The 14,764-nt window shown below is 68.1% G+C and carries 9 protein-coding genes; 7 read left to right on the top strand and 2 right to left on the bottom strand.

Annotated elements, in window-relative coordinates:
• The first annotated feature begins 31 nt into the window (after positions 1 to 31).
• From mrdA to ACGFY9_RS19230, 6 genes are all read left to right on the top strand, one after another.
• Complete coding sequence (gene mrdA / locus ACGFY9_RS19255) at positions 32 to 2,296, top strand: penicillin-binding protein 2 (protein ID WP_393755546.1); 2,265 nt, start codon at positions 32 to 34, stop codon at positions 2,294 to 2,296.
• A complete protein-coding gene (gene rodA, locus ACGFY9_RS19250) occupies positions 2,293 to 3,489 on the top strand; it encodes a rod shape-determining protein RodA (protein ID WP_393755545.1) in 1,197 nt (398 codons plus the stop codon). The genes mrdA and rodA overlap by 4 nt, the downstream gene beginning before the upstream one ends.
• 106 nt (positions 3,490 to 3,595) lie before the next feature.
• Positions 3,596 to 5,119, top strand: a complete 1,524-nt coding sequence (locus tag ACGFY9_RS19245; protein WP_393755543.1) for a CHAD domain-containing protein — start codon at positions 3,596 to 3,598, stop codon at positions 5,117 to 5,119.
• Positions 5,120 to 5,205: 86 nt separating this feature from the next.
• Positions 5,206 to 7,152: a TIGR03960 family B12-binding radical SAM protein gene (locus tag ACGFY9_RS19240; RefSeq protein ID WP_393755541.1), complete on the top strand. Its 1,947-nt coding sequence runs from the start codon at positions 5,206 to 5,208 to the stop codon at positions 7,150 to 7,152.
• 617 nt (positions 7,153 to 7,769) lie between these two features.
• Positions 7,770 to 10,298, top strand: a complete 2,529-nt coding sequence (locus ACGFY9_RS19235; protein ID WP_393755539.1) for an ATP-binding protein — start codon at positions 7,770 to 7,772, stop codon at positions 10,296 to 10,298.
• 265 nt (positions 10,299 to 10,563) lie between these two features.
• Positions 10,564 to 11,400 carry an SAVMC3_10250 family protein gene (locus tag ACGFY9_RS19230; protein ID WP_393755537.1) on the top strand — a complete coding sequence of 279 codons (837 nt, stop codon included), beginning with the start codon at positions 10,564 to 10,566 and terminating at the stop codon, positions 11,398 to 11,400.
• A gap of 159 nt (positions 11,401 to 11,559) precedes the next feature.
• Here ACGFY9_RS19230 and ACGFY9_RS19225 read toward each other — a convergent pair whose 3' ends face one another.
• The gene (locus tag ACGFY9_RS19225; protein ID WP_393755535.1) at positions 11,560 to 12,255 is read right to left on the bottom strand and encodes a DUF899 domain-containing protein; all 696 of its coding nucleotides are present in this window, start codon (positions 12,253 to 12,255) and stop codon (positions 11,560 to 11,562) included.
• Between the two features lie 179 nt (positions 12,256 to 12,434).
• Complete coding sequence (locus ACGFY9_RS19220) at positions 12,435 to 13,304, bottom strand: hypothetical protein (protein ID WP_393755533.1); 870 nt, start codon at positions 13,302 to 13,304, stop codon at positions 12,435 to 12,437.
• A gap of 307 nt (positions 13,305 to 13,611) precedes the next feature.
• On the opposite strand from ACGFY9_RS19220, the gene ACGFY9_RS19215 reads away from it, so the two are divergent.
• Positions 13,612 to 14,763 carry a glycosyltransferase gene (locus tag ACGFY9_RS19215; protein WP_393755531.1) on the top strand — a complete coding sequence of 384 codons (1,152 nt, stop codon included), beginning with the start codon at positions 13,612 to 13,614 and terminating at the stop codon, positions 14,761 to 14,763.
• Position 14,764 lies beyond the last annotated feature (1 nt).

Below are 14,764 nucleotides of genomic sequence, written 5' to 3'. Positions count from 1 at the left end.
ACCACCACCCTCAGAGGGATGGGCTTCGCCCATGACTAACATTCCTGAGACCGGTCGGACTCCACGGGTTCAGATCAGGCTCGTCGTCATCCAGATCCTCGTCCTCTCCCTCCTCGGCACCCTCGGCGGGCGCCTCTGGTACCTGCAGATCCGCGAGGGCTCCGCCTACCAGAAGGAAGCGTCCGGCAACCACGTCCAGCAGGTCGTCGACCCCGCGGTGCGCGGTTCGATACTGGACGCGCGCGGTGTGCCCCTCGCCGACAACGAGACCCGGCTCGTGGTCTCCGCCTCCCGCACCGACCTGCTGAAGCAGGCGGACGACGGCAAGGCCGTCCTCACCAAGCTGGCCGGCGTGCTGGGCCTGAAGCCCGCGGACGTCATCCAGAAGGTCCGGCTGTGCGACGCGAAGACCCCGCAGCCCTGCTGGAACGGCTCGCCCTACCAGCCCATCCCGATCACCGACGAGGCCACCGCCAAGCAGGCCCTGCAGATCCGCGAGCGCGCCGAGGACTTCCCCGGCATCACCGCCGAGCCCGAGGCCGTACGGCGTTACGCGGCCCCCGGCGACGCCAACGCGGCCCAGGTCCTCGGCTACCTCTCGCCGGTCACCGACGACGAGATCACCCAGGCCAAGGACAGCGACTCGCCGTATCTGCGCTCCGACCAGGTCGGCCGCTCGGGCTTGGAGCGCGAGTACGACAAGGAGCTGCGCGGCAAGGCCGGCGTCACCCGCTACGAGGTCGACAACCTCGGCCGCGTCATCGGCAAGGCCAAGTCCGACGCGCCGCAGCCCGGTTCGAACCTCGTCACCAGCATCGACGCCCGCGTGCAGCGCGTCGCCGAGTACCAGCTCGACAAGGCGATGAAGACCGCTCGCACGCAGTTCGACAAGATCACCGGCGAGAACTACAAGGCCGACTCCGGTGCCGTCGTCGTGATGGAGGCCAAGACCGGCCGGATCGTCGCCATGGCCTCCGCGCCGACGTACGACCCGAACGTCTGGGTCGGCGGCATCTCCGCCAAGGACTACAAGCAGCTCACCGGCAAGAACTCCGACTACCCGCTGCTCAACCGGGCCATACAGGGTCAGTCGGCGCCCGGTTCGACGTTCAAGGTGGTCTCCACGGCCGCCGCGGTCGAGGCCGGCTACCAGTGGGACGGCGGCTACCCCTGCACGAGTTCGTACTCGGTGGGCGGCCAGGTCTTCAAGAACTTCGAGGGCGAGAACTTCGGCCCCATCTCGCTGGGCCGCGCGCTCGAAGTCTCCTGCGACACCGTCTTCTACGGTCTCGCCGACGCCCAGTGGAAGAAGGACGGCGGCATCAACCCGAAGAAGGGTGAGCCGAAGGACTACTTCTACAAGGCGGCCCACCAGTTCGGCCTCGGCAAGACGACGGGCGTCGACCTCCCCAACGAGGTCACCGGCCGCGTCCCGGACCGCAAGTGGAAGCAGGAGACCTGGGAGGCCAACAAGGCCTACTGGTGCAAGACCGGCAAGAAGGGCGGCACGTACGTCCAGCAGATCGCGTACGAGAACTGCCTCGAAGGCAACAAGATGCGCGAGGGCGACTCGATCAACTACTCCATCGGCCAGGGCGACACCCTCGTCACGCCGATTCAGGAGGCCATGATCTACGGCGCGCTCGCCAACGGCGGCACCGAGTACGTCCCGACCATCGGCAAGGCGATCGTCAGCGCCGACGGCAAGACGGTCCAGGAGATCAAGCCCAAGGTGAAGGCGAAGCTGCCGATCAGCGCGGCCACCCACAAGGGCATCGACAAGGCCCTCGCGGGCGTGGTCACCAGCGGTACCGCCGCCTGGAAGTTCCAGGGCTGGCCCCAGGACAAGATCGAGCTGCACGCCAAGACGGGTACGGCGGAGGTCTACGGCAAGCAGACCACCTCCTGGTTCGCCACGTACACCAAGGACTACACGGTCGTCATGACGATCGCGCAGGCCGGTACGGGTTCCGGCGCCTCCGGTGAGGCCGTGCGCAACATCTACAACGCGATGTACGGCGTCCAGGCCGACGGCTCCATCGACAAGAAGAAGGCGATGCTGCCCACGCCGCAGACGACCCTCCCGAAGGTCCGTGCCGACGGCACGATCGCCTCCCCGAAGATCACCGCCGACCCGGCCAAGGAGCTGGAGAAGCAGCAGGAGAAGGCGACCGAGGGAGGCGTTACCCCCGCGGACGACACCCAGCAGCCGGCCATCTCGCCCTCGCCGTCCACCACCAACAGCAACACCCGCAGGCGTCCGCGCAGAAGGGGAAACCGGAGGATGCTCACATGACCGGCAACAGCTTCTCCGTCTCCGGATACGGGCCCGACCGGGCCGGCTGGACGCGGGTCTTCGCCCGTGACTCGCTGGCCCGCCGGCTGGACTGGCCGATACTGCTGTCGGCGATCGGCCTGTCCCTGATCGGCTCCCTCCTGGTCTTCTCGGCGACCCGCAACCGCACCGAGATCAACCAGGGCGACCAGTACTACTTCCTGATCCGGCACCTCATGAACACCGGCATCGGCATCGCCCTGATGATCGGCGTGATCTGGCTCGGCCACCGCACCCTGCGCGTCGTCGTCCCGTTCCTCTACGGCGCCTCGGTGTTCGGCATCCTCCTGGTGCTCACCCCGCTCGGCTCCACGGTCAACGGCGCGCACTCCTGGATCGTCCTCGGCGGCGGCTTCTCGCTCCAGCCCTCGGAGTTCGTGAAGATCACGATCATCCTGGGCATGGCGATGATCCTCGCCGCCCGGGTCGACGCGGGCGACAAGCCCCACCCCGACCACCGCACGGTCCTCCAGGCCCTGGGCCTGGCCTCCGTCCCGATGATGATCGTCATGCTGATGCCCGACCTCGGGTCCGTCATGGTCATGGTCATCATCGTGCTCGGCGTCCTGCTGGCCTCCGGCGCCTCCAACCGCTGGATCTTCGGCCTCCTCGGCGCGGGCACCATCGGCGCCATCGCGGTGTGGCAGCTGCACTTCCTGGACGAGTACCAGATCGCCCGCTTCGCCGCCTTCGCCAACCCGAGCCTCGACCCGGCCGGCGTCGGCTACAACACCAATCAGGCCCGCATCGCGATCGGCTCCGGCGGCCTCACCGGCGAGGGCCTCTTCCACGGCTCCCAGACGACAGGCCAGTTCGTCCCCGAACAGCAGACGGACTTCGTCTTCACCGTCGCGGGCGAGGAGTTGGGCTTCGTCGGCGCGGGCCTGATCCTCGTCCTCCTGGGCGTGGTCCTGTGGCGCGCCTGCCGCATCGCCCGCGACTCGACCGAGCTCTACGGCACGATCGTCGCCGCCGGAATCGTCGCCTGGTTCGCCTTCCAGGCCTTCGAGAACGTCGGCATGACCCTCGGCATCATGCCGGTCACCGGTCTGCCCCTGCCGTTCGTGTCGTACGGAGGTACGTCGATGTTCGCGGTGTGGCTCGCGGTGGGGCTGCTGCAGTCGATCCGGGTGCAGCGCCCGATGTCCGCATAGTCGCAATCTTTGCCCGGTCGTCACCGCCCCATTTACCCGAGTTCCCCGGGGGTTCATTTGGGACGGCCCCCTGCCATCCCGGCTCGTCAGCAACTAGATTCGGTGCATGGCGGACACCAAGCGCGAGATCGAGCGTAAGTACGAGTCCGACGAGAGCGGTCTGCCCGACCTGACCGGCGTCGCCGGCGTGGCGACCGTCATCGACAAGGGCGTCGCGCATCTGGACGCCGTCTACTACGACACGGCCGACGAACGCCTTGCCGCCGCCTCACTGACCCTGCGCCGCCGCACCGGCGGTTCCGACGCGGGCTGGCACCTGAAGGTGCCGGTCGCGCCCGGTGTCCGCGACGAGATCCGGGAACCGCTCTCCGACACCGTGCCGCGCACCCTCGCCGGACTGGTCCGCTCCCGCGTCCGCGAGGCCGAGCTGCTGCCCGCCGTCCGTCTGCGCTCCGACCGCGACGTACGCCACCTCGTGGACGCCCAGGGCAAGCTCCTCGCCGAGGTCAGCGTGGACGCCGTACACGCGGAACGCCTCACCGACGGCGGCGGCACCGCCCAGTGGACCGAGATCGAGGTCGAACTCGCCGACGACGGCGACCCGGCATTCCTCGACAAGGTGGAGAAACGGTTGCGCAAGGCGGGGGTGCGGCCGTCCTCGTCGGCGTCCAAGCTGGCGCGGGCGCTGGCGGAGACGCGCCCGTCGGGGTCGGGAAAGAAGAAGCGCAAGGCGCCGCCCGCCCCCGAGGAACCCAGCACAGCCGGCGACCACGTCCTCGCCTACGTCCGCGCCCAGCGCGACGCGATCCTCGAACTCGACCCGGCCGTACGGCAGGACGCGTACGACTCCGTCCACCGCATGCGCGTCGCCACCCGCCGGATGCGCAGCACGTTCCGCTCCTACGGCAAGGTTCTCGACCGTACGATCACCGACCCGATCGGCGAGGAACTGAGGTGGCTGGCGGGCGAGTTGGGGGTGGACCGGGACCGCGAGGTCATGACCGAGCGGCTGACGACGGTCCTCGGTGAACTGCCCCGTACCCTGATCTCCGGCCCGATCCGCACCCGCCTGCGCACCTGGGCCAACGCCCGGCGCGGCGGATCACGCCGTCGGCTGATCGGCGTCCTGGACTCCAAGCGGTATCTCGCGCTCCTCGACACCCTGGACGCGCTGGTCGCCGAACCGCCCCTGCTGCCGGACGCCGCCGGCAAGCCGGAGAAGGTGATCGGCAAGGCCGTGCGCAAGGACTTCGGAAAGGTCTCCGCGCTCGTCGAAGAGGCGATGGAGGCGCCGCCCGGCCCGGACCGCGACCTCGCGCTGCACGAGGCCCGCAAGAAGGCCAAGCGCACCCGGTACGCGGCGGAGGCGGCGACGCCGGCCCTCGGCGCCTCGGCCCGCGCCCTTGCCAAATCCATGAAGTCCCTGACCAGCCTGCTCGGCGACCACCAGGACAGCGTGATGGTCCGCGTGACCCTGCGCGAACTGTCCGCGGTGGCGCACGCGGCGGGGGAGAGCTCGTTCACGTACGGGGTGCTGTACGGGCGGGAGGAGCAGCGGGCGGCCGGGGTGGAGGCGGCGTTGCCCGAGGTGTGGAAGGGGATCGTGGCCGAAGGGTCCGTCCAGGCGTGACGGCTGGTGCGTACGGGTGAGGTCCGGGATCGCGTTAGTCTGGATGGTCACCCGTCCGTTCAGTCCCGCTCACGAAGGTTCGCGAGATGCCTGCCGAAGTCGCTGCGGCCGCAGAGTCCGTGTTTCCGCAGCTCGAAGCCCTGCTCCCGCATGTGCAGAAGCCGATCCAGTACGTCGGCGGCGAGCTCAACTCCACGGTCAAGCCGTGGGAGTCGTGCGATGTCCGCTGGGCGCTGATGTACCCGGACGCGTACGAGGTCGGCCTGCCCAACCAGGGCGTCATGATCCTCTACGAGGTCCTGAACGAGCAGGAGGGCGTCCTCGCCGAGCGCACGTACAGCGTGTGGCCGGACCTGGAGGCGCTGATGCGGGAGCACAAGGTCCCGCAGTTCACTGTCGACAGCCACCGCCCGGTGGGCGCGTTCGACGTGTTCGGCCTGAGCTTCTCCACCGAGCTCGGCTACACGAACATGCTCACGGCCCTGGACCTGGCGGGCATCCCGCTGGAGTCGAAGGACCGGACGCTCGACGACCCGATCGTGCTGGCGGGCGGCCACGCGGCCTTCAACCCCGAGCCGATCGCGGACTTCATCGACGCGGTGATCATCGGCGACGGCGAACAGGCCGTACTCGACATGACGAAGATCATCCGCGGCTGGAAGGCGGAGGGCCGCCCCGGCGGCCGCGAGGAGGTCCTCTTCCGCCTGGCGAAGACGGGCTCGGTCTACATCCCGGCGTTCTACGACGTCGAGTACCTGCCGGACGCCCGTATCGCACGCGTGGTCCCGAACAAGTCGGGCGTCCCGTGGCGGGTGAGCAAGCACACCGTCATGGACCTCGACGAATGGCCGTACCCGAAGCAGCCGTTGGTGCCGCTGGCCGAGACGGTCCATGAGCGCATGTCGGTCGAGATCTTCCGCGGCTGCACGCGCGGCTGCCGTTTCTGCCAGGCGGGCATGATCACGCGCCCGGTGCGCGAGCGGTCGATCACGGGCATCGGCGAGATGGTCGAGAAGGGCCTGAAGGCGACGGGCTTCGAGGAGGTCGGCCTGCTGTCGCTCTCCTCGGCGGACCACTCGGAGATCGGCGAGATCGCGAAGGGCCTGGCGGACCGCTACACGGAGGACAAGGTCGGCCTGTCCCTCCCGTCGACCCGCGTGGACGCGTTCAACGTGGACCTGGCGAACGAACTGACGAGGAACGGCCGGCGCTCGGGCCTCACCTTCGCGCCGGAGGGCGGCTCGGAGCGCCTCCGCAAGGTCATCAACAAGATGGTCTCGGAAGAGGACCTGATCCGCACGGTCTCGACGGCGTACGGCAACGGCTGGCGCCAGGTGAAGCTGTACTTCATGTGCGGCCTGCCGACGGAGACCGACGAGGACGTCCTGCAGATCGCCGACATGGCGATGAAGGTGATCGCCGAGGGCCGCAAGGTCTCCGGCCAGAACGACATCCGCTGCACGGTGTCGATCGGCGGCTTCGTCCCCAAGCCCCACACGCCGTTCCAGTGGGCCCCGCAGCTCTCGGCGGCGGAGACGGACGCCCGCCTCACGAAGCTCCGCGACAAGATCCGCGGCGACAAGAAGTACGGCCGCTCGATCGGCTTCCGCTACCACGACGGCAAGCCCGGAATCGTCGAGGGCCTGCTGTCGCGCGGCGACCGCCGGGTCGGCGCGGTCATCCGCGCGGTCTACGAGGACGGCGGCCGCTTCGACGGCTGGCGCGAGCACTTCTCCTACGACCGCTGGATGCGCTGCGCCGAGAAGACGCTGCCCGCGTTCGGCGTCGACGTCGACTGGTACACGACCCGCGAGAAGACCTACGAGGAGGTCCTCCCCTGGGACCACCTGGACTCGGGCCTGGACAAGGACTGGCTCTGGGAGGACTGGCAGGACGCCCTCGACGAGACAGAGGTCGAGGACTGCCGGTGGACGCCGTGCTTCGACTGCGGGGTGTGCCCGGCCATGGACACTCAGATCCAGGTGGGCCCGACCGGCAAGAAGCTGCTGCCGCTGACCGTGGTCAACAAGTAGCTGGTCGAGTACTGCGGGCGTCTGCGATGCCGGCAGGGCTGAGCTGTTTCTGACGGGGCCCGGAACGGGGCTCGCCGTCCTGGCCCGTCAGACGGTTCACGGGCTGTGCTGCGTGGCCGCCATGAGTAACACGGTCGCGATGCAGCACCGTATGGCAAATGCGTCCCGCTGGTCTTCCAAGAAGACGGTCGGCATGACGAAGAGCAGATACCAGGAGCTCAGCTCCTGCTGAATCCACCAGTCGAGCCCCATCAAAACGGCGACCAGTACGGCTGATTCTCGGGTGCGGACTCGCATAGGGTTCCTCGCCTTTCTCCGGGCTCGGTGCAGAGCCTTTCGATACAAGGAACGGCGGTGGCGGCGGATGCCGGCGTATCCAAGCGCTGCTGCGTCCGGTTGCCGGTCCTTGTAAGGCGATCACACCCTTCCCGGTGTCCCACCGGCCATCCGCTCGGCGGAACCCGGACGTACCCGGACAGGTTCGGCTGGGCTGAAGATGCTTTGTGTTGTCCCTACACTGGTGTGTACATGCAGTCAGGACACCGGACGATCCGGGGGTGTAGTTGACGAGTCCGGAGACGGCAGATGCGTTCCCCCTGCCCCAACACGAAATGGACGTGGCGGACTTCGTCCGCACCTTGCGCGCGGTCAAGCTCTGGGCCGGCGACCCGTCCCTGGAAGTGCTGTCCCGCAGGACCGGCGTGGCTACCAGCACACTCTCCGACGCCCTGAACCCGCAGCGACGGCGCCTTCCGTCCCTGGAGCTGGTCCGGTCCTTGGTGCTTGCCTGCGGCGCCAACGCCATACAGGTCGCACAGTGGGAACGGGCGTGGCGTTCGGCAAGAGGCCGTCACAGTCGTCTTGCCGCTCACAGATCAGTGCCGACAGGCCGTTCGTTTCCGCCTGGGCCGGGCTTGACGCCCCGTCAACTCCCCTCAGACATCGGTGGATTCACTGGTCGCGCCGAAGCCCTCGTCGCGCTTGCAGGGACACGTCAGGACGTGCCCGTCACTGTGATCACCGGGACGGCCGGCGTCGGTAAGACGGCGCTTGCCGTGCATTGGGCGCATCAGATAGCCGCGGACTATCCGGATGGTCAGCTGTATCTCGACCTGCGCGGGCGCGCCACCAATCCTGCACTTACCGTCGCCGAGGCATTGACGGTGCTGCTCCAATCCCTGGGGGTTCCGGGTGATCGCGTCCCCCTCGACCTCCACCTGCAGATGGGCCTGTATAGATCGGTCCTGGCCGACCGGCGGGTGTTGATAGTTCTGGACAACGTGTTGGACGCGGCACAGGTTCGCCCGCTGCTGCCCAGCGGCCACGGCTGCCACGCGCTGGTGACCAGCCGTGATTCCCTGACAGGTCTGGTTGTCCGCGACGGTGCGGCCCGGATATCTCTGGACATCCTCCCCTCTGCGGAGTCCGTCGAAGTGTTGGCGGTCCAACTGGGCCGAGACCGTGTGGATGCGGAGCGAGAGGGTGCCGAAGAACTGGCCGAACTCTGTGCCCATCTGCCGTTGGCGCTCCGAATCGCTGCCGCCAATCTGGCATCCCGCCCTGCGCAGAGCCTGGCAGGCATGGTTGCCGAGTTGGGCGGCGCGGATCTGCTGACACGGCTGCAGGTGGTCGGCGACCCGGAGAGCGCGGTCGCGGCAGCCTTCGAGCTCTCCTACCGCTCGCTCTCGCCGGAGGCGCAACGCCTGTTCCGCCTCCTGGGCGTCATGCCGGGCCCGGAACCGAGTCACGAGACGGCAGCCGTTCTGCTTGGGCGTGAGCTGTGGGCGCAGGTTCCGGAACTTGACGAGTTGCTGGCGGCTCACTTGCTGTCCGAGCCGAAACCGGGGCGCTACCGCAGCCATGACCTGCTGGCTCTGTACTCGAAGCAACTGGCCGATACAGAGCCGAAGGAGGTGAGGGAGCCAGCACTGCACCGGTTGCTGTCGTGGTATCTACTCACCCTGGACGCCGTCAACAGGATCATCAGGCCGAACTGCTGGGTCGTGTTCCCCGAAGAGTTTCCGCTGACCGGCTCACCGCAGACATTTTCCGGGCCTCAGGACGCCCAGGACTGGCTCACCGCCGAGCACACGAATCTCGTCACAACGATCATCCACACCTCTGAGCACGGGCCCGCCCCCTTCTCCTGGCACTTGGCCCACGCGCTGCGCGGAAACTTCTATCCCCACCGCCGGGACGGGGGCGCTCTTGCCGTCGGCCGAGCGGCCCTGCGTGCAGCCGAAGCACACGACCATCCGCTCGGACGGGGAATGTGCCATATCTGTCTCGGCTTCGTGGCATGGGACGTGGGAGACCTGGATGCAGCACTGGACGAACTCAACTCAGCGAAGATCCAGTTCGAGCGCATCAACTATGCCCGGGGGCTCGCAGCCGCCTGGAACGACTCCGCGGAGGCCTGCACCAGATCCGGCCGGATCAGGGAAGCTTTTCTTCATGCTTCTACGGCTCTGACCTTCCACACGGACTACCTTCCGAGTCGCGTCGTGCACCATGCCAATCTCGCAGAGATCTTTCGAGTTCAGGGCGACTACGTGGCCTCCCAGAGCCATGCTCAGGAAGCGCTGGCACTCGCTGCTCGCAACGGTGCACCGCAGACTGAAGCGGTGGCCAAGCTCCAAGCGGGCCTGACACAACTGGCCGTGGGAGAGATGGAGTCGGCGGAGGAACTGTTGTTCCAAGGCAGGGCCGCGGCGGGGCTTGTCGGTTCCCAGAACAACCTCTACGACGCCCTCTCGGCCGTGACTGTCTTCTCGCTTCGCGCCGGGCGAGTGGCCGACGCGCTCAATTGGATCGAGCCGCTGCACGATCTGCTGGACCAGGGTGTCCCTGGCTTCGCGCCGGACGACCTCGCCGAAACGGCGATCGTCGAGACGTACCTCGCTGCGAACCGACTCGACCGCGCAATCGATTTCGGTGACGCCGCGCTGGCTCGCCGTATTGCCGCGGGCCACGGCCTGACGGTCATGCGTCTGCGTGTGGCTCTGGGGCGTGTGCATGCCGCCGCAGGCGATTTCGTGACTGCACGATCGCTCTGGGAGGCCGCGCTCCCATGCACCATCGAGGAATCCCTGCCCGAACGCGCGGACGTCGAAGGCCTGCTGGACACGTTGGAGAACTGCGCCTGACTGCTGACCAGGTGTCTCCTTACGGATCACCTTGCCAGTACCACTGGCAGCGACTGCGGGTGGCAGGGAATGGGGCCTTCGCCTGGATGCGGAGCCGTGTCTGTCTGGCCGGCTCCGGATACGCACATTCAGGTCGGGCCGACCAGGGACAACCTTCTGCCCCTGACTGTGGTGAACAAGTAGCTGATTGGACCGTACGCGTCCGGGAATACACGCAGAGCCCATCTGCTTCGGGTGGGCTCCGTGGTTGTTCCCGGGAGTCGAGATGCGTGAGTTGCTCTATCTGTCCACAGCCAAGCTCGGCGAGTTCTTCCCTGAAGGCGGAGACCGCTTTTCGGGCAGAGCGCTTGAGGCTGAGGTTTCGGCTCTCGGAGCCGGAGTACGCCTGGCTGCGGGTGAGTCCCCAGCCGGCGAAGACTCGCCTGCGGAGCGATTAGAGCGAGTGCTTGCTCATATCCGAGGCAAGTGCGACGCGCGTACCAACGTGCCGAGTTCGTGTGAGTCGCTGAAACCGCGTGCATGGTTTGAGTTCAACGGGTTCTTCCGGCACGGACGCAGGCTGAGCGACGTAGGACTGCATGACCAGGGCGTCTACACCTTCATGTCGGTCGAAGACCCCCTGTGTCAGCTGAGAGGTGGTGATGACAGGTGCCCAGGCATTCAGATCATCCTTTGCGGCTCGCGGCAGCACGTGTTGACGGAGTGCGAAGCACCACGGACGCGCATGGGCTCGGGGTCCGACTGGCTGCACGATCTTGCGGCAGCTTTGGTCGACAGGGAGGAGCGAGGGGACACGTCGTTACCGGAAGATCTCTTCTCGACAAGCAGGCGTGACAAGGAGTTCGCCGCACGTTCTGCCTACGACATGCTGCTAGCAGACTATGAAGGGCCCGCCTACCTCCACGGTCATGCTCGCGTGTTGTGCAACTTCGACCCCGGCGTGTGGCAGCACAGGTTGATCGTGGCGACTCCGCTGTATGTGGAGGTTGCGCACCGCCCTAGGCCCGGAGCTCTGGAGGCCGCGCCAGGACGGCCAGTCTCCACCGGGCTCGGGCAATGGTTCCGCCGGCGGAGCAGGGAGGAGAGGGGCGGGCGCAGCTGACTGCGGCGGGGTGAAGGCAGGTCCTCCGTTGGATGTGGGGCCGTTTGTGTCTGTCCGCAGATGGACACGTCCATCCAGATCGGCCCCACGGGCAAGAAGTTGCTCCCGCTGACGGTGAAGCAGCCTGCGGGGAGTGGGCACACCCACTGAGGGTGTCGGTCAGCTGACGGGGTCCGAGGGGCCGTAGAGCGCGGCGATGTCCTTGGACCCCGCCCACCCGCTGTAGGTGGGTGACTGGGGCCAGCCCTCGGGGGAGTCCTGCCATTCCTCCTGGCGGCCGTACGGCAGGACGTCGATCAGGGCGAAGCTGTGGCTGAGCTGCTCGGTGCCCCGGCCGTTGGTGTGCCAGGTGCGGTAGACGGTGTCGCCGTCGCGCAGGAACACGTTGACCGCGAATCCGCCGTCGGGCGGTGCGCCGACGTCGGCGCCGAAGGAACTGTTCGCGGTCGAGTACCACGGCATCCGGTTGCCGACCCGCTCCTTGTAGGCGAGCGCCTCGTCGATCGGTCCCTGGGTGACGATGACGAACCGGGCGTCGTAGTTGTCCAGGAACTCCAGGCGCGTGTACTGCGAGGTGAACCCGGTGCACCCCGGGCACTGCCATTCCTTCCCGGCGAACCACATGTGGCTATACACGATCAACTGCCGCTTGCCGTCGAAGACTTCGGCCAGCCGGACGGGGCCGTTCTCGCCGTCCAGCGTGTAGTCGGGCATCTCGACCATCGGCAGGCGGCGCCGCTCGGCGGCGATGGCGTCGAGTTCCCGGGTCGCGGCCTTTTCGCGGGCGCGGAGCGAGGCGAGCTGGTTCTCCCAGGTCGTGGTGTCAACGACGGGCGGCAGTGCGTCGGCGGTCATGGTCCCTCACAGAGGTTGTGGGCGTGGCTGTCCCTTGTGTGTGGGGGTAGACCGTGCCGGGCTCCGGAACTCATCGGTCGGCGTGCCGGGCGAGGCGGCCGGACGCCCGGAGCGGGTGTTGTCCGCACCCGGTCCGGTCACGTCGTCGGAGGTGACCGGACCAGGTGGGTGCGGGGCGGTCAGTTGTTGCTGTTGCCCGGTTCGGGTGAGTTCAGCGCGGTCCACGGGCCGGGGCAGGTCAGGGCGGCCGGGGTGTTCGCGGCGTGGCTCTCGGTGCAGATGGTCTCGAAGACCAGACCCGTGGTGGTGATGACGTCGTACTTGATGCCTGCCAGTGCCGTACCGCCCTGGCTGTGTTCGTTGACGGACACGCCGCAGGCGAAGCCGTTGGTGCCGCCGTTCGGATAGCCCATCAGGGTGCTGAGGTCGGTCCACCTCATGGTGTGGTTCTCGTCGGGGCGGACGTCGCGGATGCCCGCGTAGGTGATGGTCCCGCTCACCGCGCCGCGGACCTCGTACACCTGCTGGTCCTGGAACCCGTCGATGTCGGCGCACGGTCCGGTGGCGCCGGTGGGGCCCGCCGATCCGGTCGCGCCCGTGGTGCCCTGTGCTCCGGTGGCACCCGTCGCGCCCTGGGCGCCCTGCGGGCCGGTGGGGCCGGTCGGCCCGGTGGCTCCCGGCAGACCGGGCTGGCCCTGTGCGCCGGTCGCGCCCGTGGCTCCCGTGGGCCCCTTGGGCCCGGTCGCGCCGGTGGCTCCCATGTCGCCCTTCGGACCCTTCGGGCCGGTCGGCCCCGTCGGTCCCTTGCAGTCGCCCTTGCCGCCGGCCTCGGTCACCCGGGACTTGTGGTGGTGGTTCGGCTTGCAGTGATCGCCGCCGCGACCGGCGGCGGCCTTCGGCTGGTCGGTCACGCTCCGCGCCGCCGCGGCGGCCGGACTGGCCACGCCGGCCGCCAGGACCAGGGCGAGCGAGGCGAGCGTGCCCGCCTTCCTGAACCTGTCCCGGGCGAGGGGGCCGAGTGGCGAGGACGTCGGGAACTCAGGGTTCATCTGTGTGCTCCTTGGGGGACCGGTCCGGGTGATGTCCCGAATCCGAGTGCGGACGCGAGCTTGGCCTGAGGTAGCCCGGGTGACCGGTGTAGCGGTACAGGACGCGCCTATATGTCGTCATATCGGACTAGTTGATGCGTTCTGATGGGGCATTTTTTACCTGCGGTCACCCGTACGGCCTCGGCCGCCGCTGTTCGGGGGCTCTCGGCGCGGGCTTCCGCGTGGGTGGGCGGTCGAGAGGCGGACGCGTGCCACTGTGGCGCGCGTGATTCCGACGGGACGTCAGCGGTCCGGGACGGGTGAGGTCGTGAAGCGGCAGACCCTCTGTCTGTGCATGATCGTCAAGAACGAGTCGTTCGTGATCGAGCGCTGTCTGGAGGCCGTCCGCCCCCTCGTCGACTACTGGGTGATCTCCGACACCGGCTCGACGGACGGCACGCAGGACCTGATCCGCAAGGTGCTGGACGGGGTTCCCGGCGAACTCCACGAGGAACCCTGGGTCGACTTCGGGCACAACCGGACCCGGAACATCCAGCACGCCCGCGGCAAGGCCGACTACCTGCTCACCCTCGACGCCGACCACGTCGTGCGGCAGGACGCCCCGCTGCCCCGGCTGACGGCCGGCTCATACATGCTGCGCTACGACACCCCGGGCACCCAGCACCGGTTCAAGCACCTGATGCGGGGCGACTGGCCGTGGCGCTACGAGGGTGTGACGCACGAGTATCCGTGCACCGACGAGTCCGACACCCAGGAGAACCTGGACGCGCTCGTCATCGAGGACCAGGCCGACGGCGGGTGCCGCAGCGACAAGTTCGAGCGCGACGCACGGCTGTTGAGGCGCGAGATCGAGCGCGACCCGGACAACCCGCGCACGGTCTTCTACCTGGCCAACACCGAACGCGACCTCGGGCACGCCGAGTTGGCGATCGCCCTCTACGAGCGGCGCGCGGGGATGGGCGGTTGGGGCGAGGAGGTCTACTGCTCCCTCCTGGAAGCCGGAATCCTGCGGGCGGAGAAGGCCGACGACTGGCCGGGGGCGATGGACGCGTTCTCCCGGGCCTGGGACGGGCGTCCCGAACGGCTGGAGGCCTGCTACGAGTTGGCGTCCCGCCTGCGGCTCGCGGGCCGCTACCGCACCGCGTACGCCCTTCTCCGCGACGTCGTCGGCAGGCCGGAACCGGGTGACCTGCTCTTCACCAGGTCCTGGGTGTACCGATGGGGGCTGCTCTTCGAGTTCTCGATCACCGCCTACTGGGTGGGCGAGTTCGCGGCCTCGGTCGAAGCGTGCGACCAGTTGCTGGCCCTGCCGGACCTGCCCGCCGCCGTCCGCCGTCAGACCATGACCAACCGGGAGTTCTCCGCCCCGCGTGCCGCCGCGGTTCCCCGGCCGTCGAACCCCGCACGCGGACCGAAGGCCTCCCGGGCGGGCAAGGCGGCCAGGGGCAGGAAGAAGTAGG

Source organism: Streptomyces sp. NPDC048504 (genome assembly GCF_043200035.1).
Taxonomy (GTDB): Bacteria; Actinomycetota; Actinomycetes; order Streptomycetales; family Streptomycetaceae; genus Streptomyces.
The sequence above is the reverse complement of the archived record's forward strand: the minus strand, read 5'-3'. Positions and strand labels throughout refer to the sequence as shown.

Bases quoted from the DNA above. Each gene is read 5' to 3' on its own strand.
- mrdA (WP_393755546.1), top strand. From the start codon at position 32: ATGACTAACATTCCTGAGACCGGTCGGACTCCACGGGTTCAGATCAGG.
- rodA (WP_393755545.1), top strand. From the start codon at position 2,293: ATGACCGGCAACAGCTTCTCCGTCTCCGGATACGGGCCCGACCGGGCC.
- ACGFY9_RS19245 (WP_393755543.1), top strand. From the start codon at position 3,596: ATGGCGGACACCAAGCGCGAGATCGAGCGTAAGTACGAGTCCGACGAG.
- ACGFY9_RS19240 (WP_393755541.1), top strand. From the start codon at position 5,206: ATGCCTGCCGAAGTCGCTGCGGCCGCAGAGTCCGTGTTTCCGCAGCTC.
- ACGFY9_RS19230 (WP_393755537.1), top strand. From the start codon at position 10,564: ATGCGTGAGTTGCTCTATCTGTCCACAGCCAAGCTCGGCGAGTTCTTC.
- ACGFY9_RS19225 (WP_393755535.1), bottom strand. From the start codon at position 12,255: ATGACCGCCGACGCACTGCCGCCCGTCGTTGACACCACGACCTGGGAG.
- ACGFY9_RS19220 (WP_393755533.1), bottom strand. From the start codon at position 13,304: ATGAACCCTGAGTTCCCGACGTCCTCGCCACTCGGCCCCCTCGCCCGG.